General features: G+C 63.8%; 22 protein-coding genes. 7 read left to right on the top strand and 15 right to left on the bottom strand.

Annotated features, from left to right (window positions below):
* Positions 1 to 13: 13 nt before the first annotated feature.
* The 5 genes from rng to mreB all read right to left on the bottom strand — a co-directional run bounded on the left by rng (position 14) and on the right by mreB (position 4,871).
* Positions 14 to 1,471, bottom strand: coding sequence for a ribonuclease G (gene rng / locus AC3IYG_RS18220; RefSeq protein WP_489310798.1), 1,458 nt, complete (start codon positions 1,469 to 1,471; stop codon positions 14 to 16).
* Complete coding sequence (locus tag AC3IYG_RS18225; RefSeq protein WP_489310800.1) at positions 1,468 to 2,070, bottom strand: Maf family protein; 603 nt, start codon at positions 2,068 to 2,070, stop codon at positions 1,468 to 1,470. The genes rng and AC3IYG_RS18225 overlap by 4 nt, the downstream gene beginning before the upstream one ends.
* A gap of 55 nt (positions 2,071 to 2,125) precedes the next feature.
* Complete coding sequence (mreD, locus tag AC3IYG_RS18230; RefSeq protein WP_489310801.1) at positions 2,126 to 2,614, bottom strand: rod shape-determining protein MreD; 489 nt, start codon at positions 2,612 to 2,614, stop codon at positions 2,126 to 2,128.
* Positions 2,611 to 3,558, bottom strand: coding sequence for a rod shape-determining protein MreC (gene mreC, locus AC3IYG_RS18235; protein ID WP_489313954.1), 948 nt, complete (start codon positions 3,556 to 3,558; stop codon positions 2,611 to 2,613). The genes mreD and mreC overlap by 4 nt, the downstream gene beginning before the upstream one ends.
* 275 nt (positions 3,559 to 3,833) lie before the next feature.
* A complete protein-coding gene (mreB, locus tag AC3IYG_RS18240; RefSeq protein ID WP_489310803.1) occupies positions 3,834 to 4,871 on the bottom strand; it encodes a rod shape-determining protein MreB in 1,038 nt (345 codons plus the stop codon).
* 224 nt (positions 4,872 to 5,095) lie between these two features.
* On the opposite strand from mreB, the gene gatC reads away from it, so the two are divergent.
* From gatC to AC3IYG_RS18270, 6 genes are all read left to right on the top strand, one after another.
* Entirely contained in the window at positions 5,096 to 5,383 is a 288-nt protein-coding gene (gene gatC, locus AC3IYG_RS18245) for an Asp-tRNA(Asn)/Glu-tRNA(Gln) amidotransferase subunit GatC (protein ID WP_489310805.1), read from the top strand.
* Positions 5,384 to 5,397: 14 nt separating this feature from the next.
* Positions 5,398 to 6,849, top strand: coding sequence for an Asp-tRNA(Asn)/Glu-tRNA(Gln) amidotransferase subunit GatA (gene gatA, locus AC3IYG_RS18250; RefSeq protein ID WP_489310807.1), 1,452 nt, complete (start codon positions 5,398 to 5,400; stop codon positions 6,847 to 6,849).
* A gap of 110 nt (positions 6,850 to 6,959) precedes the next feature.
* The gene (gene gatB, locus AC3IYG_RS18255) at positions 6,960 to 8,405 is read left to right on the top strand and encodes an Asp-tRNA(Asn)/Glu-tRNA(Gln) amidotransferase subunit GatB (RefSeq protein WP_489310809.1); all 1,446 of its coding nucleotides are present in this window, start codon (positions 6,960 to 6,962) and stop codon (positions 8,403 to 8,405) included.
* 61 nt (positions 8,406 to 8,466) lie between these two features.
* On the top strand, positions 8,467 to 8,859 hold the full coding sequence (locus AC3IYG_RS18260; RefSeq protein WP_489310811.1) for a septal ring lytic transglycosylase RlpA family protein: 393 nt from the start codon (positions 8,467 to 8,469) through the stop codon (positions 8,857 to 8,859).
* A 143-nt stretch (positions 8,860 to 9,002) separates the two neighbouring features.
* Complete coding sequence (locus AC3IYG_RS18265; protein WP_489310812.1) at positions 9,003 to 10,088, top strand: calcium/sodium antiporter; 1,086 nt, start codon at positions 9,003 to 9,005, stop codon at positions 10,086 to 10,088.
* Positions 10,085 to 10,468, top strand: coding sequence for a carboxymuconolactone decarboxylase family protein (locus AC3IYG_RS18270; protein WP_489310814.1), 384 nt, complete (start codon positions 10,085 to 10,087; stop codon positions 10,466 to 10,468). Before AC3IYG_RS18265 ends, AC3IYG_RS18270 begins: the two co-directional genes overlap by 4 nt.
* Positions 10,469 to 10,552: 84 nt before the next feature.
* Here AC3IYG_RS18270 and AC3IYG_RS18275 read toward each other — a convergent pair whose 3' ends face one another.
* The 10 genes from AC3IYG_RS18275 to AC3IYG_RS18320 form a co-directional block, all read right to left on the bottom strand.
* Complete coding sequence (locus tag AC3IYG_RS18275) at positions 10,553 to 11,362, bottom strand: YfaP family protein (RefSeq protein WP_489310816.1); 810 nt, start codon at positions 11,360 to 11,362, stop codon at positions 10,553 to 10,555.
* A 3-nt stretch (positions 11,363 to 11,365) separates the two neighbouring features.
* On the bottom strand, positions 11,366 to 13,006 hold the full coding sequence (locus AC3IYG_RS18280) for a DUF2300 domain-containing protein (RefSeq protein WP_489310818.1): 1,641 nt from the start codon (positions 13,004 to 13,006) through the stop codon (positions 11,366 to 11,368).
* Between the two features lie 3 nt (positions 13,007 to 13,009).
* Positions 13,010 to 17,680, bottom strand: coding sequence for an alpha-2-macroglobulin family protein (locus AC3IYG_RS18285; protein WP_489310820.1), 4,671 nt, complete (start codon positions 17,678 to 17,680; stop codon positions 13,010 to 13,012).
* Positions 17,677 to 18,321, bottom strand: a complete 645-nt coding sequence (locus AC3IYG_RS18290) for a DUF1175 domain-containing protein (protein ID WP_489310822.1) — start codon at positions 18,319 to 18,321, stop codon at positions 17,677 to 17,679. The genes AC3IYG_RS18285 and AC3IYG_RS18290 overlap by 4 nt, the downstream gene beginning before the upstream one ends.
* Positions 18,318 to 20,063 (bottom strand): DUF2138 domain-containing protein, encoded by a 1,746-nt coding sequence (locus AC3IYG_RS18295; RefSeq protein WP_489310824.1) that lies wholly within the window; start codon positions 20,061 to 20,063, stop codon positions 18,318 to 18,320. The genes AC3IYG_RS18290 and AC3IYG_RS18295 overlap by 4 nt, the downstream gene beginning before the upstream one ends.
* Positions 20,064 to 20,099: 36 nt before the next feature.
* Positions 20,100 to 20,891, bottom strand: a complete 792-nt coding sequence (locus AC3IYG_RS18300) for a YfaP family protein (RefSeq protein WP_489310825.1) — start codon at positions 20,889 to 20,891, stop codon at positions 20,100 to 20,102.
* Between the two features lie 153 nt (positions 20,892 to 21,044).
* On the bottom strand, positions 21,045 to 21,986 hold the full coding sequence (locus AC3IYG_RS18305; protein ID WP_489310827.1) for an AEC family transporter: 942 nt from the start codon (positions 21,984 to 21,986) through the stop codon (positions 21,045 to 21,047).
* 131 nt (positions 21,987 to 22,117) lie between these two features.
* The gene (locus tag AC3IYG_RS18310) at positions 22,118 to 23,854 is read right to left on the bottom strand and encodes an ABC transporter ATP-binding protein/permease (protein ID WP_489310829.1); all 1,737 of its coding nucleotides are present in this window, start codon (positions 23,852 to 23,854) and stop codon (positions 22,118 to 22,120) included.
* A 343-nt stretch (positions 23,855 to 24,197) separates the two neighbouring features.
* A complete protein-coding gene (locus tag AC3IYG_RS18315) occupies positions 24,198 to 24,758 on the bottom strand; it encodes a response regulator transcription factor (RefSeq protein ID WP_489310831.1) in 561 nt (186 codons plus the stop codon).
* 20 nt (positions 24,759 to 24,778) lie between these two features.
* A complete protein-coding gene (locus AC3IYG_RS18320) occupies positions 24,779 to 26,029 on the bottom strand; it encodes an ATP-binding protein (RefSeq protein WP_489310833.1) in 1,251 nt (416 codons plus the stop codon).
* Between the two features lie 211 nt (positions 26,030 to 26,240).
* Here AC3IYG_RS18320 and AC3IYG_RS18325 point away from each other — a divergent pair, with 211 nt between their 5' ends.
* Positions 26,241 to 26,957: an SIMPL domain-containing protein gene (locus tag AC3IYG_RS18325; protein WP_489310835.1), complete on the top strand. Its 717-nt coding sequence runs from the start codon at positions 26,241 to 26,243 to the stop codon at positions 26,955 to 26,957.
* Positions 26,958 to 26,972 lie beyond the last annotated feature (15 nt).

Here is a 26,972-nt window from a genome sequence, read left to right on the forward strand (position 1 = left end):
CTGCCGCGCAGGTTCAAAGCAATACCACATCGTATTGTTCCTGCGAATACATGCTCTCGACCTGGAATTTAATGGTGCGGCCAATAAAGCTCTCAAGGTCAGCCACATTGCCCGACTCCTCGTCCAGCAGCCGGTCGACGACTTTCTGGTTGGCCAGCACCCGATAGCCTTCAGCCTGGTAGGCACGGGCTTCCCGCAGGATTTCGCGGAAAATCTCGTAGCAGATGGTCTCGGCGGTCTTCAGCTTGCCGCGCCCCTGACAGCTGACGCAGGGCTCGCAGAGCACCTGCTCGAGGCTCTCGCGGGTGCGCTTGCGGGTCATCTGCACCAGCCCCAACTCGGTGATGCCGATGATGTTGGTTTTGGCGTGGTCACGCTCCAGCTGTTTTTCCAGGGTACGCAGCACCTGGCGCTGGTGCTCTTCATCTTCCATGTCGATGAAGTCGATGATGATGATCCCGCCCAGGTTGCGCAGGCGCAATTGCCGGGCAATCGCAGTGGCGGCCTCGAGGTTGGTCTTGAAGATGGTTTCTTCCAGCGTGCGATGGCCGACGAAGGCCCCGGTGTTGACGTCGATGGTACTCATCGCCTCCGCCGGATCGATCACCAGGTAGCCGCCGGACTTGAGCGGCACCTTGCGCTCCAGGGCTTTCTGGATCTCGTCCTCGACGCCATAGAGGTCAAAAATCGGCCGTTCGCCGGGGTAGTGCTCCAGGCGGTCGGCGATTTCCGGCATCAGTTCGTCAACGAACTGGGTGATTTTCTGGAAGGTCTCGCGCGAGTCGATACGCAGCTTTTCGGTACGCAGGCTGACCAGGTCACGCAAGGTACGCAGGGCCAGGCTGAGGTCCTCGTAGATCACCGAGGGGGTGGGCGCCGTTTTCATCTGGGTGCCGATCTGCTCCCACAGACGGCGCAGGTAGCGGATATCCGCGACGATCTCGTCCGCGCCCGCACCATCGGCGGCCGTACGCAGGATAAAGCCGCCGCTCTCGACAATCCCTTCCGCCGCGATGCAATCGGCCACCACCTGCTTCAGGCGCTCACGCTCGACCTCGTCTTCAATCCGCAGCGAGATGCCGACATGGCTGGTGCGCGGCATATAGACCAGGTACCGCGAAGGAATCGACAGTTGCGTGGTCAGGCGCGCGCCCTTGCTGCCAATCGGGTCCTTGGTCACCTGCACCACCAGGCTCTGGCCTTCGTGGACCAGGGCGCTGATGCTCTCTACCGCATTGCCTTCGCGGGAGGATATCTCCGACGCATGGATAAACGCCGCCCGCTCCAGGCCGATATCGACGAACGCCGCCTGCATGCCTGGCAGCACGCGCACCACCTTGCCTTTATAGATATTGCCGACGATGCCCCGGCGCTGGGTGCGCTCGACATGCACCTCTTGCAGCACCCCGTTTTCCACCACCGCCACGCGCGACTCCATCGGCGTGATGTTGATCAGAATCTCTTCGCTCATGCTTGCGTCTCGTTCAGGTGCTGCCAACAAGGTATGCCGAAAATGGCGAGCAACTCCGCGGTTTCGCACAGCGGCAGGCCAACCACCGCCGAGTAACTGCCGTGCAGGGCGCTGACGAACACCGCCGCCAACCCCTGGATAGCATAACCACCGGCCTTGTCCTGCGGTTCACCGCTGGCCCAATAAGCCTCGGCTTCGCTGCGCGACAGCGGCCGAAATGCCACTCGGCTGGCCACCACGCACACCTCGGTACGCTGTGCCGATGCCACGGCTACGGCCGTCAGCACTTCATGCTCGCGCCCCGCCAGGGCCATCAGCATCGCCACGGCATCGGCCTGGTCCTGCGGCTTACCGAGAATACGCCCGTCGAGCACCACTGCAGTATCGGCGCCCAGCACCACCGCACCGGCCAGGGCCTCAAGCGTGGCCAGCCCAGTTGCGGCCTTGGCGCAAGCCAAGCGCTCCACATAAGCCCGCGGGGCTTCATCCGGCAATGGGTTTTCATCGATAGGGGCGCTGAGCGCGAAGAAGGGCACGCCAATCTGCGTCAGCAATTCACGCCGGCGCGGCGACCCCGAGGCCAAATAAAGCGTGGCCATGCAGACCTCTCCCTGTCGAGCAGTGCAGGTCTGCGGCCCACTGGGCCCAGCCCGCTTAATTGACGTTTAAGCGCTGATGCAAGCCGCGCAAGGCAACACATATCCATGGCCAGAGCAAGGCACTGACCAGGGCCGGCAGGACAAATGCCAGGGTTGGCGGGCGATTGCCGGTAAGCGCATTGAGCCACAGCTGCACCAGCTGGGCCAAGCCGAACACCACCCACAGCACCAGGCTTTGTTGCCAAACCGGGAACATGCGCAAACGCTGGTGCAGCGTCAGCACCAGGAAGGTGATCAAGGTCAGAATCAAGGCGTTCTGCCCGAGCAGCGTGCCGTACAGCACATCCTCCGCCAGACCCAGCAGCCAGGCCGTGGTCATCCCGACGCGATGCGGCAGGGCCAGGGTCCAGTAAGTCAGAAACAGCGCAGGCCAGAGCGGCCGGCCGATTTCCATGAAGCTCGGCATCGGCGCCACACTGAGCAACAAGGCAACCGCCAGGCTCAGCCAGATCACCCAGCCGTTACGCGGACGCAGACCGATCATTGCCGCTCTCCAGTTGCAGTGGGGGCTGGCGTTGCCGGTTGCACCGCCGGAACGGCAGGCGCTGGCGTGCTAGACGCCGCACCGGGCGGTGCCGCGACAGGGTTTTGCTCAGACTGAAGATCGACTTTCTCTTGCGCTTCGGCCGAGTCCTTGGCGCGCTGCTCCGGCGAGCGGGCATCGGTGAACACCAGCAACATGTAGCGGCTACGGTTCAACGCCGCGGTGGGCACCGCACGCACAATGGCGAAGGGCTGGCCGGAGTCGTGCACCACTTCCTTGACCGTCGCCACGGGGTAGCCGGCCGGGAAGCGCTGACCAAGGCCGGAACTGACCAGCAGGTCGCCCTCCTTGATATCCGCGGTATCGGCCACATGCCGCAATTCCAGGCGCTCCGGGTTGCCGGTACCGCTGGCGATGGCGCGCAGGCCATTGCGGTTGACCTGCACCGGAATGCTGTGGGTGGTGTCGGTCAGCAGCAGCACCCGCGAGGTGTAAGGCATAACCTCCACCACCTGGCCCATCAGGCCGCGCGCATCCAGTACCGGCTGCCCAAGGAACACGCCATCCTTGCCGCCCTTATCGATCAGGATGCGATGGGTGAAGGGGTTCGGATCGACGCCGATCAGTTCGCCGACCAGAACCTTCTCGTCGACCAGCGCGGAGGAGTTGAGCAACTCGCGCAGGCGAACGTTCTGCTCGGTCAACGCCGCCAGCTTCTGCAGACGGCGTTGCATCAACAGTGCTTCGGCCTTGAATTTCTCGTTCTCGCCGAGCAATTCGCTGCGACTGGTGAACTGCTGCGTCACCCCGTCCCAGATGCGTACCGGCATATCCGCCAGCCAATAGAACGGGGTCAGCACCAGGCCCATATGGCTGCGCATGGGCTTGAGCGATTCGAAACGCGCATCGACCACCATCAGCGCGGCCGACAGCACGACCAGCACCAGCAGGCGCACCCCCAATGAAGGGCCTTTGGCAAAGAGCGGCTTAATGGCGGGCTGCTCCGACGCTGTTTTTAGAATGGCTGCGCTTATTCATGCGGCATTGGAGACCGGATCGAGTGCTGATTTACCGATTGTAAACGCGACGTCTGCAGCGACTGTAGCTTTATGCCCTGCTGAGCGCAGGAAATGCAACGAGCCCACCGAGGTGGGCGCGGCCCCGCGGGAGACTCGGGACACTGCAAAAAGCCTTGCGGGCGAAGCGCGACTCACCCGCTTTATTCGCTGGAGAGCAGATCCATGCTGTGACGATCCATCATTTCCAGCGCCTTGCCGCCGCCACGGGCGACGCAGGTCAGCGGATCTTCGGCGACGATCACCGGCAGACCGGTTTCCTGCGCCAGCAGCTTGTCCAGGTCACGCAGCAGCGCACCACCACCGGTCAACACCAGGCCCCGCTCGGCGATATCCGAGGCCAGTTCGGGCGGCGACTGTTCCAGGGCGCTCTTGACCGCCTGGACGATGGTCGCCAGGGATTCCTGCAGAGCCTCCAGCACTTCGTTGGAGTTCAAGGTGAAGCTGCGCGGCACGCCTTCGGCCAGGTTACGGCCGCGAACGTCGACTTCACGCACTTCGCCACCCGGGTAGGCGGTACCGATTTCCTGCTTGATGCGCTCGGCGGTGGATTCGCCGATCAGGCTGCCGTAGTTGCGGCGCACATAGGTGATGATGGCTTCGTCGAAACGATCGCCGCCAACCCGTACGGATTCGGCGTAAACCACACCGTTGAGCGAGATCAGGGCGATTTCCGTGGTACCGCCACCGATATCGACGACCATCGAACCGCGCGCTTCTTCCACCGGCAGGCCGGCACCGATGGCGGCGGCCATCGGCTCTTCGATCAGGAACACTTCGCGGGCACCGGCACCGAGTGCCGACTCACGGATGGCCCGACGCTCCACCTGGGTGGATTTGCACGGCACGCAGATGAGAACCCGTGGGCTCGGCTGCAGGAAGCTGTTTTCGTGAACCTTGTTGATGAAGTACTGCAGCATCTTCTCGCAGACGCTGAAGTCGGCGATCACGCCATCTTTCATCGGACGAATGGCGGCGATGTTGCCGGGAGTGCGGCCGAGCATGCGCTTGGCTTCGGTTCCGACCGCTACGACACTCTTCTGGTTGCCGTGGGTACGGATGGCGACCACGGACGGCTCGTTCAGCACGATGCCGCGTTCGCGGACATAAATCAGGGTATTGGCAGTGCCCAGGTCGATCGAAAGATCGCTGGAAAACATGCCACGCAGTTTCTTGAACATGGGATAAGGACCCTAGGCAACGCGTGGGTAAAAAAGTGCGGCAAACTCTAACAACGACGGGGATTTTGGGCAAGGCGCCAATATGTTAAATTGCCGTTTTTTCCGGGCATTAAGGCCCATCATAGCGGCTTTTGACCGCCCGCTCGCTGTATCTGTTCCGCACAACTTTTTCGTCCGACCTTACGCCCGCCTCCACTGGCTGCTCTTAACTGGAGAACTCCCCAATGGCGCTTGAACGCTCCGAAGTGGAAAAGATCGCCCATCTGGCTCGACTGGGCCTGAATGACGCCGATATTCCACGTACCACCGAGACTCTCAACAACATCCTCGGCCTGATCGATCTGATGCAGGCCGTGGATACGACCGGCATTGAGCCCCTGGCTCACCCGCTGGAAGCCACTCAGCGCCTGCGCGCCGACATCGTCACCGAAGAAAACCGCCGCGACGCCTACCAGGCCATCGCCCCGGCGGTACAAGACGGACTGTATCTGGTTCCGAAGGTTATCGAGTGATTAAGGACACGGACATGCATCAACTGACTCTGGCCGAGGTTGCCCGCGGCCTCGCCGACAAGCAATTTTCCGCCGAAGAGCTGACACGCAACCTGCTCGCGCGCATTGCGCAGCTCGATCCGCAACTCAACAGCTTTATCAGCCTCACCGAAGAGCTGGCCCTGCAGCAGGCCAAGGCTGCCGATGCCCGCCGCGCTGGCGGCGAAAGCGGCGCCCTGCTCGGTGTGCCGATCGCCCACAAGGACCTGTTCTGCACCCAGGGCATTCGCACCAGCTGCGGCTCGAAGATGCTCGACAACTTCAACGCCCCATACGACGCCACCGTGGTCGCCAAGCTCGCTGCGGCGGGCGCCGTGACGCTGGGCAAGACCAACATGGATGAATTCGCCATGGGCTCGTCGAACGAGTCCAGCTATTACGGCCCGGTGAAGAACCCCTGGAACCTCGCCCGCGTGCCCGGCGGTTCCTCCGGCGGCTCGGCCGCGGCGGTGGCGGCACGCCTGCTGCCGGCGGCGACCGGCACCGACACCGGCGGCTCGATTCGCCAACCGGCGGCGCTGACCAACCTCACCGGGATCAAGCCGACCTACGGCCGCGTCTCGCGCTGGGGCATGATCGCCTACGCCTCCAGTCTCGACCAGGGTGGCCCGCTGGCCCGCACGGCCGAAGACTGCGCGCTGCTGCTGCAGGGCATGGCCGGCTTCGACCCGAAGGACTCGACCAGCGTCGATGAACCCGTGCCGGATTACAGCGCCAGCCTGAATCACAGCCTGGAAGGCTTGCGCATCGGCCTGCCGAAGGAGTACTTCGGCGCCGGCCTCGACCCGCGCATCGCCGAACTGACCCTGGCTTGCGTCAAGGAGCTGGAAAAGCTCGGCGCGGTGGTCAAGGACATCTCCCTGCCGAACATGCAGCATGCGATTCCAGCTTATTACGTGATCGCCCCGGCCGAGGCCTCCTCCAACCTGTCGCGGTTCGACGGCGTGCGCTTCGGCCATCGCTGTGAGAACCCCGTCGACCTCACCGACCTCTACAAGCGCTCGCGCGCCGAAGGTTTCGGCATTGAGGTACAGCGGCGGATCATGGTCGGTGCCTATGCGCTGTCCGCCGGCTACTACGATGCCTATTACCTGCAGGCGCAGAAGATCCGCCGCCTGATCAAGAACGACTTCATGGCCGCCTTCAACGACGTGGACGTGATCCTCGGCCCGACCACGCCGAACCCGGCCTGGAAACTCGGCGAGAAGAACAACGACCCGGTCGCCGCTTACCTGGAAGACGTCTACACCATCACCGCCAACCTCGCCGGCCTGCCGGGCATTTCCATGCCTGCCGGTTTCGTCGACGGTCTGCCGGTTGGCGTGCAGTTGCTCGCACCCTACTTCCAGGAAGGTCGCCTGCTCAACGTCGCCCACCGCTACCAGCAGGTCAGCGACTGGCATCAACAATCGCCGGCCGGATTTTAGTCATGGCGCGGCCATGCAACCTTTCCCCCTCCTCCCTGTAAAGGAAGAGGGTGGCCCGCAGGGCTGGGAGAGGGTTTGCCAAGGCAATGCAGGATTGAGGAAACACCACTATGCAATGGGAAACTGTGATCGGGCTGGAAATCCACACCCAGCTCGCCACCCAATCGAAGATTTTCTCCGCCAGCTCCACCACCTTCGGTGCCGAGCCGAACACCCAGGCCAGCCTGGTCGATCTCGGCATGCCCGGCGTATTGCCGGTGCTCAATGAAGAAGCGGTGCGCATGGCGGTGAAGTTCGGCCTGGCGATCGATGCCGAAATCGGTGCCAGCAACGTCTTCGCCCGCAAGAACTACTTCTACCCGGACCTGCCCAAGGGCTACCAGATCAGCCAGATGGAACTGCCGATCGTCGGCAAGGGCCATCTGGACATCACCCTGGAAGATGGCACGGTCAAGCGCGTCGGCATCACCCGCGCCCACTTGGAAGAAGACGCCGGCAAAAGCCTGCACGAAGACTTCCACGGCATGAGTGGCATCGACCTGAACCGCGCCGGCACCCCGCTGCTGGAAATCGTTTCCGAGCCAGACATGCGCAGCGCCAAGGAAGCCGTGGCCTACGTCAAGGCCATCCACGCGCTGGTGCGCTACCTCGGCATCTGCGACGGCAACATGGCCGAAGGCTCGCTGCGTTGCGACTGCAACGTGTCGATCCGGCCCAAGGGCCAGGCCGAGTTCGGCACCCGCTGCGAGATCAAGAACGTCAACTCGTTCCGCTTTATCGAGAAGGCGATCAACAGCGAAGTGCAGCGCCAGATCGAGCTGATCGAAGACGGTGGCAAAGTCATCCAGCAAACCCGTCTGTATGACCCGAACAAGGACGAAACCCGCGCCATGCGCAGCAAGGAGGAAGCCAACGACTACCGTTACTTCCCCGACCCGGACCTGCTGCCGGTGGTGATCACCCAGGACTTTCTGGACACCACCCGCGCCACCCTGCCGGAACTGCCTCCGCAGAAACGCGAGCGCTTCCAGGCCCAGTTCGGCCTGTCCGCCTACGACGCCAGCGTGCTGGCCTCCAGCCGCGAACAGGCGAACTACTTCGAGCAGGTCGTCAACATCGCCGGCGACGCCAAACTGGCGGCCAACTGGGTGATGGTCGAACTGGGCAGCCTGCTGAACAAGCAAGGCCTGGAGATCGAAGCAGCGCCGGTCTCTGCCGAGCAACTGGGTGGCATGCTGCTGCGCATCAGCGATAGCACCATCTCCGGCAAGATCGCCAAGATGGTCTTCGAGGCCATGGCCAACGGCGAAGGCAGTGCGGATGAGGTCATCGAAAAACGCGGCCTGAAGCAAGTGACCGACAGTGGCGCGATTTCGAAGGTGCTCGACGAGATGCTCGCCGCCAACGCCGAGCAGGTCGAACAGTACCGCGCCGCCGATGAGGCCAAGCGCGGCAAGATGTTCGGCTTCTTCGTCGGCCAGGCGATGAAAGCCTCGAAAGGCAAGGCCAACCCGCAGCAAGTGAACGAACTGCTCAAGCAAAAGCTCGAAGGGTAAGTGGTTCAATACCGAACAACGCCGGGTTAACCCGGCGTTGTTTTGTCGGAGGTTCCCAGATATGTGGCGTTTACTGACGCTCAGTGCACTGTTCACTCTGCTCAGCGGTTGCGCCGGGCTGCCATTCGGGCTCGGCTCCGGCACTGAAAGTCCAGGCGACTACAGCGCCGAGGGCAAAGCGTCCTATTACGGCGCCAGGCACCAGGGCAAGCGCACCGCCAGCGGCGAGAGGTTCGACCTGAACCAACTGACCGCCGCGCACCGCAGCCTGCCCTTCGGCACACGCGTGCGGGTGACCAACCTGAGCAACGAGAAAAGCGTGGTCGTGCGCATCAACGACCGCGGCCCCTATGCCCGTGGGCGCATCATCGATGTCTCGCGCAAAGCCGCCGAGCAACTCGGCATGCTCCGCGCCGGCGTAGTGCCGGTTCGGGTGCAAAGCCTGGCCGACTGATACGCATGCAGAATCAAACTGTAACAATCCGCCGCCACGCCGCGCTCGCCTCGCCAGAATGGCCCGTTAAGCTAGCGGCCTGTCTTGAGTTGAGCACCCCGCCGTACAGGCCGCTCGGCCCGTTTTTCCCGAAGAGCCCATAGATGTCTGTGCTGAGCCTTGTTTATCTGTTCGCCGGCCTGCTGTTGTTGGTCGTCGGTGCAGAACTGTTGGTGCGGGGCGCGGCCAGGCTGACGGCACAGTTCGGCATCCCGCCCCTGGTCATCGGCCTGACCGTGGTCGCCTTCGGCACCAGCGCACCGGAAGCCGCGGTCAACGTGCAAGCCGCCCTGGCCGGCCACGGCGATATTGCCGTGGGTAACGTCATCGGCAGCAACATCGCCACTGTCCTGCTGATTCTCGGCGTCAGCGCGCTGCTAGTCCCACTGCTGATTCCGCGCCAGGTGGCGCGCCTGCATCTACCGCTGCTGATCGCGGCCAGCCTGCTGGTTTATGCCCTGGCCTGGGATGGCCGCCTGAGCCGGCTGGACGGTGCCCTGCTGTTTAGCGCGCTCATCGCTTACAGCCTGTTTTCGATCCTGCGCGCACGCCACGCCCCGAGCACGGCGCAGCGGCCCACGCCAGCCAAACCCTTCGCCTGGCTGCTGGACCTGGTACTGATCAGCGCCGGGCTGCTGCTTTTGCTGCCGGGTTCGAACCTGGCGGTGCAGGGTGCGGTCACCCTGGCGCGCAGCCTCGGCCTTTCGGAACTGGTAATCGGCCTGAGCGTGGTGGCCGTCGGCACATCGCTACCCGAGCTCGCCACCTCGATCCTCGCCGCGCTCCGTGGCCAGCGCGATATCGCCGTGGGCAACATCATCGGCAGCAACATATTCAATCTGCTCGGCGTCCTCGGTCTGACATCGATGCTCGCGCCGCACGGGCTGTCGATCTCACCCAACGCCCTGGCCTTCGACTTTCCGGTGATGCTTGCCGTGGCCGTCGGCTGCTGGCCGATCCTGTTCGCCAACCCGCGCCTCGAGCGCTGGCATGGCCTCTTGCTGCTCGGCTACTACCTGGCCTACAGCACTTACCTGCTGCTATTCGCGACCAACCGGCCGTTCTATAAAATCCTCGGCGACGCCATGCTCTGGTACGTTCTGCCGATAACGGCCGTCATCCTGATCATCAGCAGTGCGCGCGCCTGGCAACGCGACGACGCCTGCAAAACCGAAAGGAAACGAGTATGAGCGACAACCACGCAGACGGACTGAACATGCGCCGCCAGGTGATGGGCGATGCCTTCGTCGATCGCGCCCTGGGCAATGCCAGCGAATTCACCCAGCCGTTGCAGGACTTCGTCAACGAACACGCCTGGGGCGCGGTCTGGACCCGCGAAGGCCTGCCGCTGAAGACCCGCAGCCTGATCACCCTCGCCGCGCTGACCGCGTTGAAATGCCCACAAGAGCTGAAAGGCCATGTGCGCGGTGCGCTGAACAACGGCTGTAGCGTCGAAGAAATCCGCGAGGCGCTGTTGCATTGCGCCGTGTATGCCGGCGTGCCCGCGGCCATCGACGCCTTCCGTGCGGCACAGGAAGTGATCGACAGTTGGCAGGCGCCGACAGCCTGATCACCAGTCCCGCTACGCACGCCGCCCTTAGGACTATCAAACCCGTAGGTACGCCGTGCGCACCGCAACAATTGGTGCCAGGAATTACCGGTAGCTGAAACGCTTCACCATGGTCAGCTCACCGGTGGCCCGCATCGGTACCAAGAAAGACTCCTGCTTTTCGTTGACCGTGCCTTCCTGGCTGATCACCGTAACCTGAGCGGTGGTGAGTACCTGCGCCGGGCTTTGCGCGCCGCCCTCGTCGCTGCTGTAGCCACCGCCGAAGTAGTTGACGTACACCAGGTACTCGCCGCTCAGCGGCGTCGCCGAGGCGAACATTTCCGGCCCGTAGCCGGTCGTCACATCGACATCCAGCGCACCACCATTGGCCAGCGCCCGCTCGCCATACCAGACATGACCGCCATCGGGGGTCACTACATGCAGGTCGAGGTCAGTGTTATCACTGTCCCAGGACAGCACCACCCGCAACTTGGCCGCCGTCTCGCCATTGCCGCTGTTGTAAAACTGCACCCGGCGCTTGTGCTCGCCAGCGGGGCTGCGCACTTCCACGCTGTTGCTGCCGGACGGGAACACGAACGGCCGGTCGAAGCGGCCGTCCTCCTGGACCTTGAGCGGCATGCTGATGCCGTTGACGATCAGCCGGGCGGGATCGCTGCTGTTCTTCGGCGTGGCCTTGATCATGCCGCTGATGCGCGCCGTATCGGCCTGGTCGACGGCACTGTTGACCGAGGCAGCCGGGTAATTGACCTTCTGCATGAAGTGCGCGCCCTCGCCCGAGCCCTTGCGCCAACCGGCAACCGGCGTATCGATCTGGATGGCGTCGGCCGCCTGCAAGCTGGCGAATGGCTGCAGGCAGGCCAGGAACAACGCGATATCAGTCAGACGAACACTCATGGGCTATTCCAGAAGCAAGTGGCGGGCTAGGCCTTCGATGTAGGTTTCATCCTGGCCATTAGGATGCGCATCGAAGGCCAGGTGCAGGTATTCATGGGTCAGGTCCAGGCGATCCTGCAGGGAGAACATGCCCCGGACAAAAATACGTCGCCGCTCACGGTCGACATGCGGTTTGCCGGACGCCAACTGGCACACCGCGAACTGTTGGATGTCGCTGTAGCCAGGTTCAACATCGAGCAGTGGCCGCCAATTGCGCCGCTGTACCCGCAACCATTGCTCGGCAGCAGGCAGCGCCTGGCAAGCAGCCACCGGTTTGTCCCAGCGGCTGAGGCTGGCGCGCGGAAAGGCCCGCGCCAGGATCGCGTCATAGCGCACCCCGCTGCCGGCCTGCTGCACCGCGTCCTGCCAGGACAGGCGCTGTGCCCCGGCCTTGTCCGAGTGATAGTTGACCGGGCTGCCGGCCAATACCAGGTCGGCGGTCCAGGCGGCGATTGCCCGAGCCTCGTCGCTGGCCGGGCGCGGCGCCACGCGCTGGCTGGCGCTGCTGTCGGCGATGGCCAGACAATCGCCGCTGCGCCCAGCGCTCTGCAGCAGGTAGGTACGAATCGCCACCGCCAGGGCCTTGGCCGCTTCCGCCGGTTGCGCCGACGCCTCGCGCTCCAAAACCCGGGCCACGTAATCCTCACGCCCCAGGCGCGCAGTCAGTTGCAGGTTATCGCCGGTGCGGGCCAGGAACAGTTCACCGCGACTCTCAATCGGCAGGCGGTTGCCGTTAGCGAACTCCACTTCATACAACCCCCGCAGAGATCCCGACGCGACGGCCTGATCACTATTCTGTCGACGCACTTGGCGCAGCGGATACCGGGCGAACAGCTCGACCTCGACGCAGACGCCCGCCTCCGCCGGCCAGGGCGTGGGTAACGCACTGTTCAACGATTCGGCGTAACCCTTGAGGATGCTCTGGCTGGTGCCCGGGCCGCCAGCCCATACCGGCGTGCCATCCACCAACCAACCGGCGAAACCACCCTGGCGCGCCTGCTCATCGCGCTCGGCCAGCCAGCTCCAGGTCTTGACCCGCAAGCGCCCACCCAGGACCGCGAGGGTCACGCCCTCAGGCGCGTTGAGCAGCACATCGAGCAGCGCCTTGCGTGCCTGTTCCTGGGCCGGCAGCGTGGCCAGCACATTCAGCAGTTCCGCCACCGGCACTCGGGTTTCGGGGTTGAGTTGGGGCAACTCACGCAACCAGATCGGGGCATTGCGCGCCTGCCAGTAGCGGGCCCACTCGCCGGGGTTGAGGTCCAGATGGGCTGGAGCGAAATACAGGCCGCAGGACTGGGTCAGTGCCTGCTCGCGCTCGATGTGATCACCCGGACTGCAGCAATAGACCTCGTCGCGATCCTGGCCCTTGCAGGTGTAACCGTTATCAACGCGACCGCTGTCCACCAGGTAGGCGTAGACGAACAGCTTCCACAGGCTGCCCAGCGGCGTCTGCAACGTGTCGGGCAATGGCGCCCGCGACAACACCTGAGTACGGTTCAGCTGGACCAACTCGGCACCTTGCGCACGGCCAATCGCCAGCTGCAAGGGTGCCTCCCCCGCTCTGGCGAGCAGGGGAAACAGCACCAGCAGCCAGAGCAGGCGCATGCCTTACTCGACCTTCAACTGACCGTAGGCCGGCTCGTTTTCCAGCGCCTGGTCCTGCGGCGCGTACATGCGCACGTAGCGGGCAGGCGGCAGGGAGAACTGGCCTTTCTGCGAGAAGCGCACCAAGTGACGAACCGTCACCGAGCCTTGCAGGCTGTCGACCGGCACCGCGTAGAGCAACTGACCGGGCTCATGCCGGGCTTTTTCCAGTGGCGCGGCTGCTTCCGAACCCAGCCCGCTGACCTGAATACCCCAGGTGGTGCGCTCCACGTCCGCGCCCGGTGGCAGCGGCACTTCCAGCAGGCCGTAACGCAGGGCACGAACCTCCTCGGTATCGAGGGTCACTTCGTCGAGGTACAGATCGTCGCCAGAAATTGGCTCGTCGCCGACCTCCTTGACGCTGAACTCGAAGGCCTTATCACCCGGCACCAGGCGCAACAGACGGCGATCGACAGTCACCGGCAACACCCCCGGCGCGGCTTGCGCACTGCGGAAGCTCACGGCAACGCCCAGCGGCCGGGCCAAGGTAGCGGGCAAGTCCAGCGTGGTTGGCACGCCCTGGCCACGCCACAACCACTGGGTTTCGCCGCTCGGCCGCTGCTCGGCCTGCCAGCCTTCGCCCGGTGTCAGCGCAGTGTCCTGCGCAGCATCGGCGACAGCACCTTGCAGCCAGGTCAGGGCCAAGGCCCGTTCCAGGGTCGATTGCTCGGGTGCCAGGCGTTGCAGCAGGGCTTTGGCTTGCGCCTGATCCAGCGGCGCCAGCTTGAGTTTCAAGGTTGCAACGAAGGGATGGTTACTGGCGGCGACGATATCCTTGGCCGGCTGCAACTGGGCGGCGAAAGCCTCGGGCAAGGCCACCTTGCCCTGGCTGGCGAGGGCGGCAGTCAACACCCGCGCCACTGCCAGGCCCAGCTTCGAATTCGGTGCAGCCATGATCAAGCTGGTTTCGCCGTCATCGCTCGGGGTCGTCTCGCTCTCGGCGGGCTGCACGCTGGCGACATCGGTCCTGGCAGTGACCTCGGCATCCGCACTGGCGACTGCGACTGCCGCTGCCTCGGCTTCGGCCTCTGGCTGAGCGTCCGCAGTGGCATTCGCCTGGGTATCAGTGTTGGCCAGGTCGGCCATCAGCCCTTCCAGCAGGGTGGCCACCGGCAGTTGCATGTCCCTGGCGAATGCCAGGATCAGCGCGCGCTGCAACAGCGGCGTGGTCGCAGCCTGCTTGGCGTAGACATCCAGCACCCGCTGCCAGTGCTCCGGCGGCAGGCTCAGTTCCAGGGCACGGCTGGCATGCCAATCGGCGTAATAGGCGTAGGCCGTGAGGAAGGCATCCGGCTCGGCGCCTTCGCCCCACCAGGTAAACAAGGCTTCCGGCCCGGCCATCTGCACCAGACGCAAGCGACTGTTCTGCATGATCAGGCGCAGGCGATCACCAATCCGCGCCTCGCCCTTGGCCAGTGTCGGATAGGCCAGACTCAGCGGCAGCAGGCGACTGGCGGTCTGCTCGACGCAGCCATAAGGATATTCCAGCAGGTCATCGAGGTTGCTGTTGAACAGCGCCTGGGCGCTGTCGTCCAGACGCAGGCTGATCTCGCTGGCATCGCTCGGCAGGCCCAACGGATTGGCGCCGGCATTGGCCAGCAGGCGCTGGGTTTGCAGGTCCTGCCAACCGGCGCCAACTACCCGCAGCTTGACCGCGAGGGCGTCCACCGGCTTGCCGTCCTGCAACAGCTCGGCGCTCCAATCGCCGGCCACCACCGCGCTGGTCGGCAGTGGCAAGTAGTTGATGCCCTTGTCCAGTTCCACCGCCGTGCGTTGTTCCTGGCCGTTGTAGCGGGTCAGCAACTCGGCCTTGGCGGCCTGCTCGCCCTGGTTGAAGACGAAGATGCCCATGGCTGGCTGATCACCGGCGCGGAACTGGGTCGGGCCGCTCCACTTCAGGTACAGCGGTTTTTCCGAGCGGACGAATTGTTTCTTCTGCCCGACCTTGCCGCTGTCGTTCACCGCCCACGCGGTGATGCGCCAGCGGGTCAGGGAATCGGGCATGCGGAAGGTCAGGCGCGCCTTGCCGTCGGCATCCGTCACCAGGTCGGGTTGCCAGGCGGCGGTATCGACTTCTTCGCGGCGCGGGCGTTCCAGCACCTTGACACTGCGATCGCTGCGGTTGGCTTTGCCCGGCGCCGTGGGTGAGCCCGGCAGCGCCACGTCGTAGCTGATGAACGACAGGCTGGCGCTGGTGCGCACATTGTTGCGGCGTGGGTGGTAGAAGAACTGGTCGATGCTCGGCGCGATTTCCGGCTGCAGGGCGTAAATCATTTCATCCACCACGCTGACGGTCAGGCGCGTGCCCGCCGGCTGGCCGGCGAAGCGGGTGGTCAGGTCGATGGTGACCAACTCGCCCGGCTGGTACTGCTCCTTGTCGGCGGCGATGTCGATATCGATCTGCGGCGCCGCGACCTTGATCCCGGCGTTCTGAAAGCTGTAATCGCCGCCCTTGGTATACAGCGCGGAAAAGGTCAGGTTCGGCGAGAACCGCTCGGTGACTACAATCCGTGCGCGGTACTGAGTGTCGCTGAATTTTTCCAGCTTGAGCCAATCGCCGCCCTTGGATAGCAGCGCGGTGGCCTCTACCTGGTCGCGCTCAAGGGTGAACAGCGCATCGCTGACCGGTTCGGGAAAGGTGATCAATGCCAGGGCTTCGTCGCCGGCCTGGTATTCACTTTTATCCAGCACTATCTCGATAGTGCCAGCCACCGCCTTGACGCCCTCTCCGCTCACCGAATGGCCGGTGGCGCCGAGGATCAGCCCGTGTTCGTCCTTGAGGGTGATGCTGTAGCTGCCCGGACGTTCGAAGGCCAGGTCGAAGCCCTGGGCATCGGCGGCCAGCTTGCCGCTGTCCTTGTTTTGGTCTTCCAGACGGACCCATTCATAGCTTGCAGGCTTGAATTCAGTAGCCTGTTCGCTGCGGTAGCTGAAGGCGACTTTCTCGCCGGTGGCACTGAAGCGTTGCGGGGCGCTCAGGCGATAACGCGCGGCACCACGTTCGATGAGGATTTCCTTACTGGTCTTGACCCGATAGGCCGCACCGTCGCTGGCGAACACGGTCAGCAGGTAACGGCTGGGCTTGTCGGCAGCCGGCAGGTTGAGCTGCGCACGACCTTGGCTGTCGGTGGTCAACTCGGCCGTGCTGAGTTCCACCGGGAATTGGCCGAGGTACTGCAATTCGTTGTCGATCATCGACAGTTGCTGGGCGCGCAGGGTCAGTTGCAGGCGCGCATCCTTGACTGGCTTGCCGTCCGGGTAGAGCAGCACCAGGTTGCCGGTCACCGCCTCACCGGTGCGGAAGTCCGGTTTGGCCAGATCCAGGACAATTTCGAAGTGCGGCTTAATGTAGTCGGCGACACGGAAGGCGCTGCTGTACTGCTGGTCGCGGTAAGCGAAGCGCAACTCATAGCCACCGGCCACGGCGTTTTCCGGCAACTGAAAGCGGCCCTGGCTGCCGGCCTTGGAATCCATGGCCAGGTCGAGGGTCTGCAAGGCCGTGCCGTTGGCGTCGAGCACCGTCAGTTTGACTGGCGCGCTGGTCGGCGCCACCGAATCGCGGGCGTTCTTGAATTCGCGACCGAGGATTTTCACTTCCACCCAATCGCCCGGTCGATACAGCGGACGGTCGGTGAAGGCATAGAGTTTGGTGTCGTAGATTTCGCTGTCGTAATAGAAGTTCTCGGAGACGAACACCCCGCCCTCTTCATCCTGGCCCAGCACATACGAGCGCTCGGGGCTGGCGTGTTGCAGGCGCAGCAGGCCCTGGGTATCGGTGCTACCGCTACTCATCACGCCGAGGCCATCGCTCCACAGCACCTTGGCATTGGCCACGGCACTGCCTTCATGTTTGCGCGCGGTCCAGACCAGCAACTGGTCGCCGGCAATCTTGCTGACCGCCACCGTGTTGGAGACGAAGACCATGGTGGTGGCGCGGAATTTACCCACCAGGGCTTCCACCAGGTACAGGCCGGGCTTGAGCTTGCCCAGGGGGATATAGACGTTGCCCGGGTTGACGGTGACGAAGTCACTGGACGAACCGGCCAGCTCGACGCTCTTGGACGGCTGGATCGGCTTGGCGTCCCACAGCGGGTAGCGGAACTGGGCGACCAGCGGCAGACCCTTCATCGGCGCGAACTGCGGCTGCGCTTCGAATTGGGTCGGCGCGGCGATGGCCGAGCCCATCTTCAGCTCGGGTGCTTCTTCGGTGACCTGCTTGCGTGACTCGTAGGAGAAGGCGCGCTGCATCACCCGACGTGACTTGTGGTACCAGTTGTCCCACAGGTAGGACAGGGTGTTGGCCAGGCCCTCGCCCTTGAACTGCCCCTCGGCGACCACCCGGTGCAGGTTCTTCTGCCGCTTGAGAAACTCCAGCGGCTGGTCGATGCGGTACACGCGCATGTCCACGCCGCCGTAGGGTTCCATGCGATAGCGGCGGTAGTCACGACCCGGCGCTTCCAAGCGCACCTGGGCCACTTCATCGGTGGCGAAGCTGCTGTCGGCCAGCAGGAAGAACGACTCGCCGCTCAGCGGCATATAACCGCTGGGCTCCACGCTGTCTTCGGCCTGCGGGCTGCCAAATGGCAGCAACAAGGCGGCGAGCAAGGCCAGGCCATGCAAGTTGGCGGTCTTCATCGCGCGAGGAAATGCAGCCGATAGATGCCGATAAAATTGGGATTGGCTTCGTCGGGTATCCATCGGGTGTCCTTCCATGTCATGAGTTGTTGCACGCTAACCGAACGCATGCCGTTATCGGTCGGCGTGGTGGTGCCGGTGTGGTAAGCGATTTCTCGGCCCATCCAGATCATCAGATGCTGCTCGTCGCCCTGGTCGAAGAAAATCAGATCACCCGGACGCGCCTGATTGAGGTCGCGGCCGAGGAAGTTGCTGTTGTACTGGATCAGTTTGATTGCGTTGACGTAAGGGCCGACCTTGCCGCCGCCCTGCTGCCACTGTTGCGCCAGGCTGCGCTGACCTTCCTGCAACTCCAGCTCCGGCGGCAGGTAGCGGTTGGACAGGCCATTGCTGCGCAGCCACTTGGCGTCATGGATCTTCAGTGCCTCGTTGGCGGCGAAGCGCACCAGGCCGGCACAGTCCTGCTGATGCCAGCGCGGGCTGGGGCCCTGGCGCAATTGTTCCTGGGCGATGCGCACGAACCAGGCGCGAAACACCTGGGACTGCTCGGCATCCAGGGCCGCCGGCGTGGTGCTATGCGCATGCGCCAGTAGGCTGCAAACCAGCAACCATAGGGCAGCGGCGAACGGCAGCGGTCTCACAGTGCGCGCCACTCCAGCGGCAGCCACTGCCAGGGCTCGCCGGCTTCGGTTGTCGCCGGCAAGGTCAGGGCGTATTTGTTATGCCCGGCCAGGGCCTTCAATTTCGGCAGCAGGTGGGTCTGCGCGGCGTTACGGAACACCGGCTCCATGTCCGCAGGTAGGCTGTCGAGGGCTTCCTGTTCGAACAGCGTCGAGAGCATGTCCGGCGCCAGATAAGCCGGGACCACGGCATCCCGGGGCAGCACTTCGGCCAGCGGTGGGAAGCGTTTATCGAGGGTATCCAACGCTTTGTTCACCAGACGGTCATCCAGCGAGAACAACAGCGTCGAGCCATGCCGGGCCAGGCTGATACGGAAGTAACCCTTGGCCGCCACCGCATCGGGCTGTTCGGCGGCGCTGGCGGCGTACTGGCCGAAGTTGGAGCTGACATCGCGCTGCCACTTGCTGGTTGCGCCTTGCGCCTCGGCATTGACCGGGAACACGCCGCCTTCGACATTGGCTTCCCAGGAACCGATCACCGAGCCGAACAGCTTGCCCAGGTCGGTATCCAGCGCGTCACCCGCGGAATCGTCCAACTGGCCCACCAGCAGCGGGCTGTGCAGGCGCGAGTCGGCGTACCAGCAAAGGCCGGCGGCGCCGGTCAGGTGGCTGGCCAACTCTTTCGCCACGGCCTCTTCGGCGCCGACCTTGGCAAGCATTTTCTCATGCACGCTCGGCGCTACCGGCAAGGCCACGCAGACGCTGGCGCCCATTGGCATGGCGCGCCAGACCGGGACGAAGTCAAGGCTGCTGCGGTCTTCGCTGTCGTTCAGCGCGAGGAAGCTGTGCCAGCCCTTGTCGTCCATCTCGAAACGCAGGCCGGCGAAGGTTGGAATAAACCGCTGATAACCCATGGCCAGGTAGTCGGAACTGAAGGAAACACGCTGCGTCACCTCGCCACGCTCCTTCAGGCCAAAACGCTCGGGGAATGGGTTGTCGCCTTCCAGCAGCGCCTCGACCCTGGCGGTGGCCTCGCGGGCCAGCAGCGCGCCCTCATAATCGCCATCCAACAGCATGCCGGCGCTGGACAGCACCAGCAGCTTGTCGCCATAGGTCGCGAACAGCAGCGAGCGCTCGCCGTTGTAACGCAAGCGGTAAAGCGGCACCGGGTCGCCATCGACACGCAGCTCGCCGACTTGATGCAGCTGGGTATCGTCAGCCGCGACGTGGGCCAGGGGCTCCAGCAACCGCGCCAGGCCGCCACGGTCCATCAGCAGCAGGAAGTGCTTGAGCTTACCGTCGGCACCGCGCCACAGGGCCACGTCCGCCGGCTGGTCGAGTAATTGATCGAGCAGCGTGTCCTGCAGTTGCAGGTCATGCTCGTAGATGATCCGCCGCAGGCTGCCGGTCAGGCCGAGGCGGTCCGGGTTGGACTCGTAATAGAAGACGAAGTCCTCGGTCAGGGTGTCGCGCAGCAACGGCACGGCCAGCAAATCCTTGGGCAGACGGCTCAGCGAGTTGCTCTCGATCAGCGCATCGGGGCGGCCCAGATCAAGCTGCAGCACACTGTGCGCGGCCAGCTCACGGGCCGGCTGCGCGTGCTGCTGCAACCAGGCGATGACCCCGGCACCGGCAGCCAGCGGCAGGGCAATGCCCAGACCGATCAACAACCTGCGCAGAGGCCCGGACGGCTTGCTGGCCTCGGTTACGCCAGCGCTGGCGCTGCTGCTGTTAGCGGCTTCGGGTGCAATGTTCTCGCTCATGTATCCAAACCCCAATTCATCCGTGCGACGGGAACATCAATAGTTGAAGGACTTGATCAGTTGCAGATCGCCGATACCGCGCAACGGCACCACGAAGGTCTCGCGCTTTTCGTTCGGTGTGTTTTCGTTGAAGACCAGGCTGATCTGCGAGGTGATGACTTCGTTCTGGTTACTGCCTTCTTTGAAGTTGTAACCCTGACTGTTCAGGTTGCCCCAGTAGTTCACGTAGACCAGGTAGGCGCCGTGCAGCGGTGCGGTCATGGTGAACATTTCCGGGCCGGGGCCGTCGACGCTGTCGACATCGAGGCCACCGCCATTGCTCATCACCGGAGCGGCCCAGAAGGCATGCTGGCCGTCTGGAGTCAGCACATGCAGGTCGAGTTCGGCTTTCGGATCGTCCCAGCCCAGGACGATACGCACCCGCGCGGGCGTTTTGCTGATGTTGGCTTCGTAGAATTGCACACGCTTGAGCGACTGCCCGTCGCCGCTGAGCAGCTCGACGCCGTTGGAGCCGGCGCCAACGTTGTAAGGACGGGCGAAACGGCCCTGCTCATCGGTATAGAGGGGTAGAGGGTTGCCGTTGACCACCAGGCGGTGCGGTTGACGAACGCCGGCCAAGCCCTGCAACTGGCCTTCGATCATGCTGCGATTGCGTTGCGCGCCGCGGTCGATGGGTGGCGTGGGATACGCCACGCGTGCGCCTTCCGTGCGATCGAGCAGGCCGGAATAACGCCAGCCTGCAACCGGTCCGTCGAGAGTGGTCGAGGGATCTGCCACCGCGCTCGGCACACGCAAGGCCCAGCACAATAGCAACAGCGGGATGCGCATGATTAATCCTTTAACGGCGCAAAGTCGGCAAGCGTAACGGCTACCACTCCGCCTTACAACCAATGCATGCCGGCTACCCGCGCTGGAAACGCTGAGCGAGCCACAAACTACCCATACTCAAGCGCTCAGGCCCATGGCGAAGCCGCTTTGGGCTCAGATCCAGCCGCCCCACTGCAGAACGAAGATGCCGATATTGCTGGTCACCGCCGCCGCCAGGGTGGTGATGACGATGATCGCCGCGGCCAGCTCGTGGTTGCCGCCCACCGCCTTGGCCATGACGAAGCTGGCGGCGGCGGTGGGGCTGGCGAAGTAGAGAAACAGGATGCCCAGCTCGGCACCACGGAAACCGCAGAGGAAAGCCCCCAGGGTGCTGAGCAGCGGCAACCAGATCATCTTCATCAGGCTGGCGCTGATGGCCAAGCCACTGCTGGCCCGCAGCGAAGCCAGTGACAGGGTGCCGCCGATGCAGATCAGCGCCAGCGGCAGGGTCAACTGCGCGAGGTACTCACCGGAGGTGGTCAGCCAGGCCGGCAGGCCGATCCGCCAGTAGGCGAAGGGCATGGCCGTGAGCACACCGATGATCAACGGGTTGCGCAGGATGCTCTTGATGATGCTCCAGGCATCCGACTTGGAGCTCGGGCTGTAGATCGCCAACACCACAGCCGACAGGCTGTTGTAGGACAGGATCACCACCCCGGCCAGCACCCCGCCCAGGGACAAGCCGTAGTCGCCGTACAGGCTGGTCGCCAGCGCCAGGCCGACGATGCCGTTGTTGCCGCGAAAGGCGCCCTGGGTATAAACCCCGCGGTCGGCCTCCGGGCAACGCCAGATCGCCCACCCCCAGGCAATGAGAAAACCGAGCACGGTCGCCACGACGAAATAGCCCAGTACCGCCGGCTGCAAGGCAGTGCGCAGATCGGCGTGGAGGATGGCGAGAAACAGCATGACCGGCATGCTGACACTGAACACCAGCGCCGATGCCGTGCCGATGAACGCCGCATCGATCAGCCCCAGGCGCTTGAGCAGCACGCCGAGAAACAGCATGGCGAAAACCGGGGCGGTAATGCCGAGGGTTGCAGTGATGATCGCAAGCATGTGGTGCGCCGAACCCAGAACGATGTCGTTAGGGGGCTAATGATATGTCAGCCACAACGCCAACGCATACCAGCCCGAATCTTGCGACGCCGAGCGACAGCCGGTGCGCTGAGCGCACCGGGCTAGCCGGCTTACGCCAGCACCACCGCCGGCGCTTGCACCAGTTGGCGATTTTCCAGGCGCAGTTGCCGCCCATGGAAGCGCTTCAGGCTGGAACGGTGACCGATACTGATCAGGCTGGTATGGGGTAACTGATCGGTCAGCAATTGGTAGAGCGCCGCCTCGTCGACCTCGTCGAGGGCGGAAGTCGCTTCATCGAGGAACAACCAGCGCGGCGCCACCAGCAAGGCGCGGGCAATCGCCAGGCGCTGCTGCTCGCCGGGCGAGAGCACGCGCTCCCAGTGGTCCTCCAAGTCCAGACGGGCGACCAGATGCTCCAGCCGGCAGTCACGCAGTACCTGCTCCAGGCGCTCCGGCGGGTAGCGTTCGCCGCTCTCGGGGTAACTCAAGGCCGCGCGCAGGCTGCCAATCGGCAGATAGGGCTTCTGCGGCAGGAACAGGCTGCTGTCCGGTAGGCTCAGGGCGCCGCTGCCGAATGGCCAGAGCCCGCTCAACGCGCGCAGCAAGGTGCTCTTGCCGCTGCCCGAAGCACCGCTGATCAGCACGTGCTCGCCGGGAGCGATGCGCAACGAGGTCGGGTCGAGCAGTATGCGGCCATCGGCCAGACCCAGTTGCAGGCCATCGAGCGCCAGCTCCTGCGTCGCGGGCTGCAGGCGTATGGCCGGCGCCTGCTCCAGGGCTGCGCCCTCGGCCAGCGCCTGACGGAAGCTCAGAATCCGGTCGCAGGTGGCGCGCCAGGCCGCCAGGCTGGCGTAGGCGTCGATGAACCAGCTCATGCTCTCCTGCACATTGCCGAACGCCGAGTTGATCTGCATCAGATCGCCGAGCTGGATCTTGCCGGCGAAGTAGCGCGGCGCGGCGACCACCAACGGGAAGATGATCGCGATCTGCGAATAGCCGGCGCTGAAAAAGGTCAGGCGCTTCTGCACCTTCATCAGTTGCCAGAAGTTGCTCCAGACACTGTGGAAACGCGTCATCAGCCGTTGCTGCTCGTTGGCCTCACCGTTGTAGAGGGCAATGCTCTCGGCATTTTCGCGGATGCGCACCAGGCCGAAACGCAAGTCGGCCTCGAAGCGCTGCTGGCGGTTGTTCAGGCCGATCAACCGGCGCGCGACCAGATGCACCAGCCAGCTGCCGACCATCGCATAGAGCAAGGCGGCCCAGAACATGTAGCCGGGTATCTCGATACCGAAGACTTCGATGCTGCCCGACACGCCCCAGAGGATCACCGAAAACGACACCAGGCTGACCACATTGCGGATCAGCCCCAGGCCCAGGCCCAAGGTGCTGTCGGTGAAACTGTTCAAGTCCTCGGCCAGGCGCTGGTCGGGGTTGTCGGTGTAGCCGCGCTGCTCCAGGCGGTAGAAGTTCTTGTGCGCGAGCCAGGCGTCGAAATGCTGTTCGGTCAGCCAGCGCCGCCAGCGAATGGTCAGCATCTGGGTCAGGTACAGGCGATAGACCGCCACCAGAATCGCCACCGCGGCAATCCCGCAGAAGTACAGGATCAGGTGAGTGAAGGCTGGCAGGTCCTTGTTCTGCAGCGCGTTGTAGAACTCGCGGTACCAACTGTTGACCGCCACCGAGATGGCCACGCCGACCAGCGACAGCGCTATCACCACGACCAGCAGCAGCCAGGCCATGGCCTTTTCTTCACTACGCCAGTAGGACGCCGTGAGCTGCCAGACCCGCGAGAAGAAGTTGTTCTGCACCACATCGTTGACCGCTGAATATTCGGCGTTCTTGCTCATTTAACGGACTCAGGCTGGCTGTGCGGTTTTAAAAAACAGCGTCTCGATAGGTAATGCCACTCACTTAAGGTCTGCGCGCCTGACGCCCCTCGCCCGTTTTACGGGAGAGGCGATAAACGGCGCAGACGCAGGCTTAAGTGAACGGCATTACGCTTCAATAGGCGCTCTCTGGATCATCTCGTTCCCCGCGCTGACACGCTCAGAACCTGTTCAAGATCGTCGCAAGCGCAGGTCAGGCAAGGCGAAAACAGGCGAGAAAGCGCAGTTTACGAGTGGTAAATGAGCATTCCGAGCCTGTTTTCAACGCCGCATGGCCAAGCGCCAGCAGATATTGCACAGGTTCTCAGCGCCGAACCGGGCGCTTCTGCAACTTGCGCTGCAATGTACGCCGATGCATGCCCAGGGCGCGAGCGGTGGCGGAGATGTTGCCATCATGTTCGGCAAGCACGCGCTGAATATGTTCCCACTGCAGGCGGTCAACCGACATCGGGTTTTCCGGCACCAGGGTGTCGAGGTCGGCATGCTCGGAAACCAGGGCGGTCAGCACATCGTCGGCATCCGCTGGCTTGCACAGGTAGTTGCAGGCGCCACGCTTGATCGCCTCCACCGCGGTGGCGATGCTCGAATAGCCGGTGAGGATCACCACACGCATTTCCGGGTCCAGCGCCAGCAACTTCGGCAACAGCACCAAACCGGAGTCACCTTCCATCTTCAAGTCCAGCACCGCGTAGTCCGGCAGATCCTGCTCGGCCAGGGCGAAGCCCTCTTCGGCGGAGCCGGCGATCGACACGCGCAGGCCGCGACGGCTCATGGCGCGGGCCATCACCCGGGTGAAGGTCGGGTCATCGTCGACCAGCAGCAGGTGCGGCTGCTCATCGCCTTCGATCGGAGTTTCTTCGCTCATGACATGCTCCATTTCGAACCTTATGTGGGCAGACGCGGCAGGCGCAGCTCAGTGAGCGTGCCGCCGTCCCCATGGTTATAGAGTTTCACCGAACCGCCTGCCCGCGTCACGCTGGCCTGGCTGAGAAACAGGCCGAGGCCAAAGCCTTTGCCCTTGGTGGTGAAAAACGGTTTACCGAGCTGTTCGGCAATCGCCAGCGGCACACCGGCGCCATGGTCGCGAATGCTGATGCACAGCTCGGTGGCATTCCAATCCAGGCGGATGTCGAGCTTCTCGGGGCAGGCGTCCGCCGCATTGTTGAGTAGATTGAGCAGCGCCTGGGTCAGGTCCGGCGGCGGCGACAAGCGCGGCACACTGCCGACGCTGCCCAGTACTTGGTAGCGATAACTGGCTTCCGGGCGCATCAGGTGCCAACGATTCAGCGCGGTCTCCAGCCAGACACCCACCGATTGTTCCTCGACCGTCAGGCGGCGGTCGGCTTCGGCGGCGCGCACCAACTGTTGCAGGGTTTCCTTGCACAACTTGACCTGTTCCTGCAGCACCGCCAGGTCTTCCTGCAGCAACGGGTCCGGGTGCTCGCGCCGCAGCTCCTTGATCAGCACGCTCATGGTCGCCAGCGGCGTACCCAGTTCATGGGCCGCGCCCGCAGCCTGGGTCGCCACGGCGAGCAATTGCTGGTCTCGCATGCCTTCCTCGCGACGTTGCGCGCGCGACTGTTCCTGGCTGCGCAACTCTTCGGCCATCTTCGCCGCAAAAAAGGTGATCAGCGCCGCCGCCAGCGCAAAGCTCAGCCACATGCCATAGATCAGCAGCTTCTCGCGCTCCACCAGTTGCATGTCCAGCGGGTGGTACCAGGCCAGCAGCAGGGTGTAGCTGGCCAGCGCCAGGCCGGAGAGGATTACCGAATAGAGCCACGGCAACGTGGCCGCGGCGATGGTCAGCGGCACCAGGTAGTAGGAGACGAAGGGGTTGGTCGAGCCGCCGGAAAAGTACAGCAGCACGCTGTGGATGATCAGGTCACAGGCCAGCTGCCCGGCGTACTCCAGCTCGGTGACCGGCCACGGCCCGCGCAGGCGCAAGGCCGTCAGCGCACAGAGCACGGCGGAAAAACCGAGGGTGATGCTCAGCGCCAGCCAGGGCAGCGGCAGGAAGTCCGACAGATAGGCGAAGCCTACCGAACCGGCCTGCGCGGCCAGTACCAGGATGCGGATCAGCGTCAGGCGCCAGAGGTTCTGGTGGCTGGCCGACAACAATTGAACGGGGGCGAGCATGAGCTCTCCTGATGAGCGCTCCGGATGACCGGGGCGAGTATAACCATGGGACGGGCCTGGCTGCCCAACTGCGTCAACACGCCGCACTCGACAGTTACGGAACCCCGCCACAACGGCTAGAGTCTGATGCAAGTGCCCTATTCAAGGATGCGCTGTCGCGGTGTCCATCCATATCGCCGTTCAGCGCCCATAACCCTCACAAGGAGTTGCAATGCATTCCCTCACCCGTCTTGCCGCCACCCTCGCCCTGACATCCGCCGCACTCGCCAGCTTGCCGACCCAGGCCGAAGAGGCGCGCTACAACCAGATCGCCCTGCGCGCCGAAGTCAGCCAGGACGTGGCCCACGACCTGATGAACGTCACCCTCTACAGCGAGGCGCAGAACAGCGATCCGGCCAAGCTCGCGGCCGACACCACCCAAGCCTTGAACATCGCCGTGGAGCAGGCCCGCAAGGTCAAGAACGTCACGGTCAAACTCGGCAGCCGCAACAGCTACCCGATCTACGACGACAAAGGCCAGCAGATCACCGGCTGGCGCGAACGTGCCGAGCTGCGCCTGGAAAGCGCCGACTTTGCCGCGCTGTCCAAACTGACCGCCGAACTGTTGAAGGACCTGAAGATGGGCAGCATGGACTTCGCCATCTCCACTCCCTCACGTAAAAAGAGCGAAGACGAGTTGCTCAAGGACGCGGTCGCCGCCTTCAAGGCCCGCGCGCAACTGGCCACCGAGGCGTTGGGCGGCAAAGGCTACAAATTGGTCAATCTGAGCCTCAACAGCGCGGGTTTCCAGCCGATCCGGCCAATGCGCATGGATACCATGGCCAGCAGCATGTCCATGTCCAAAACCGCCCAGGCACCGGAAATCGAAGCCGGCACCAGCGAGGTCACGGTCAACGCCGATGGCGTTATTGAAGTGCAGATGCCCTGATCCAGTGCGGCGGCG

It is taken from the genome of Pseudomonas sp. KH_027 (assembly GCF_057838565.1).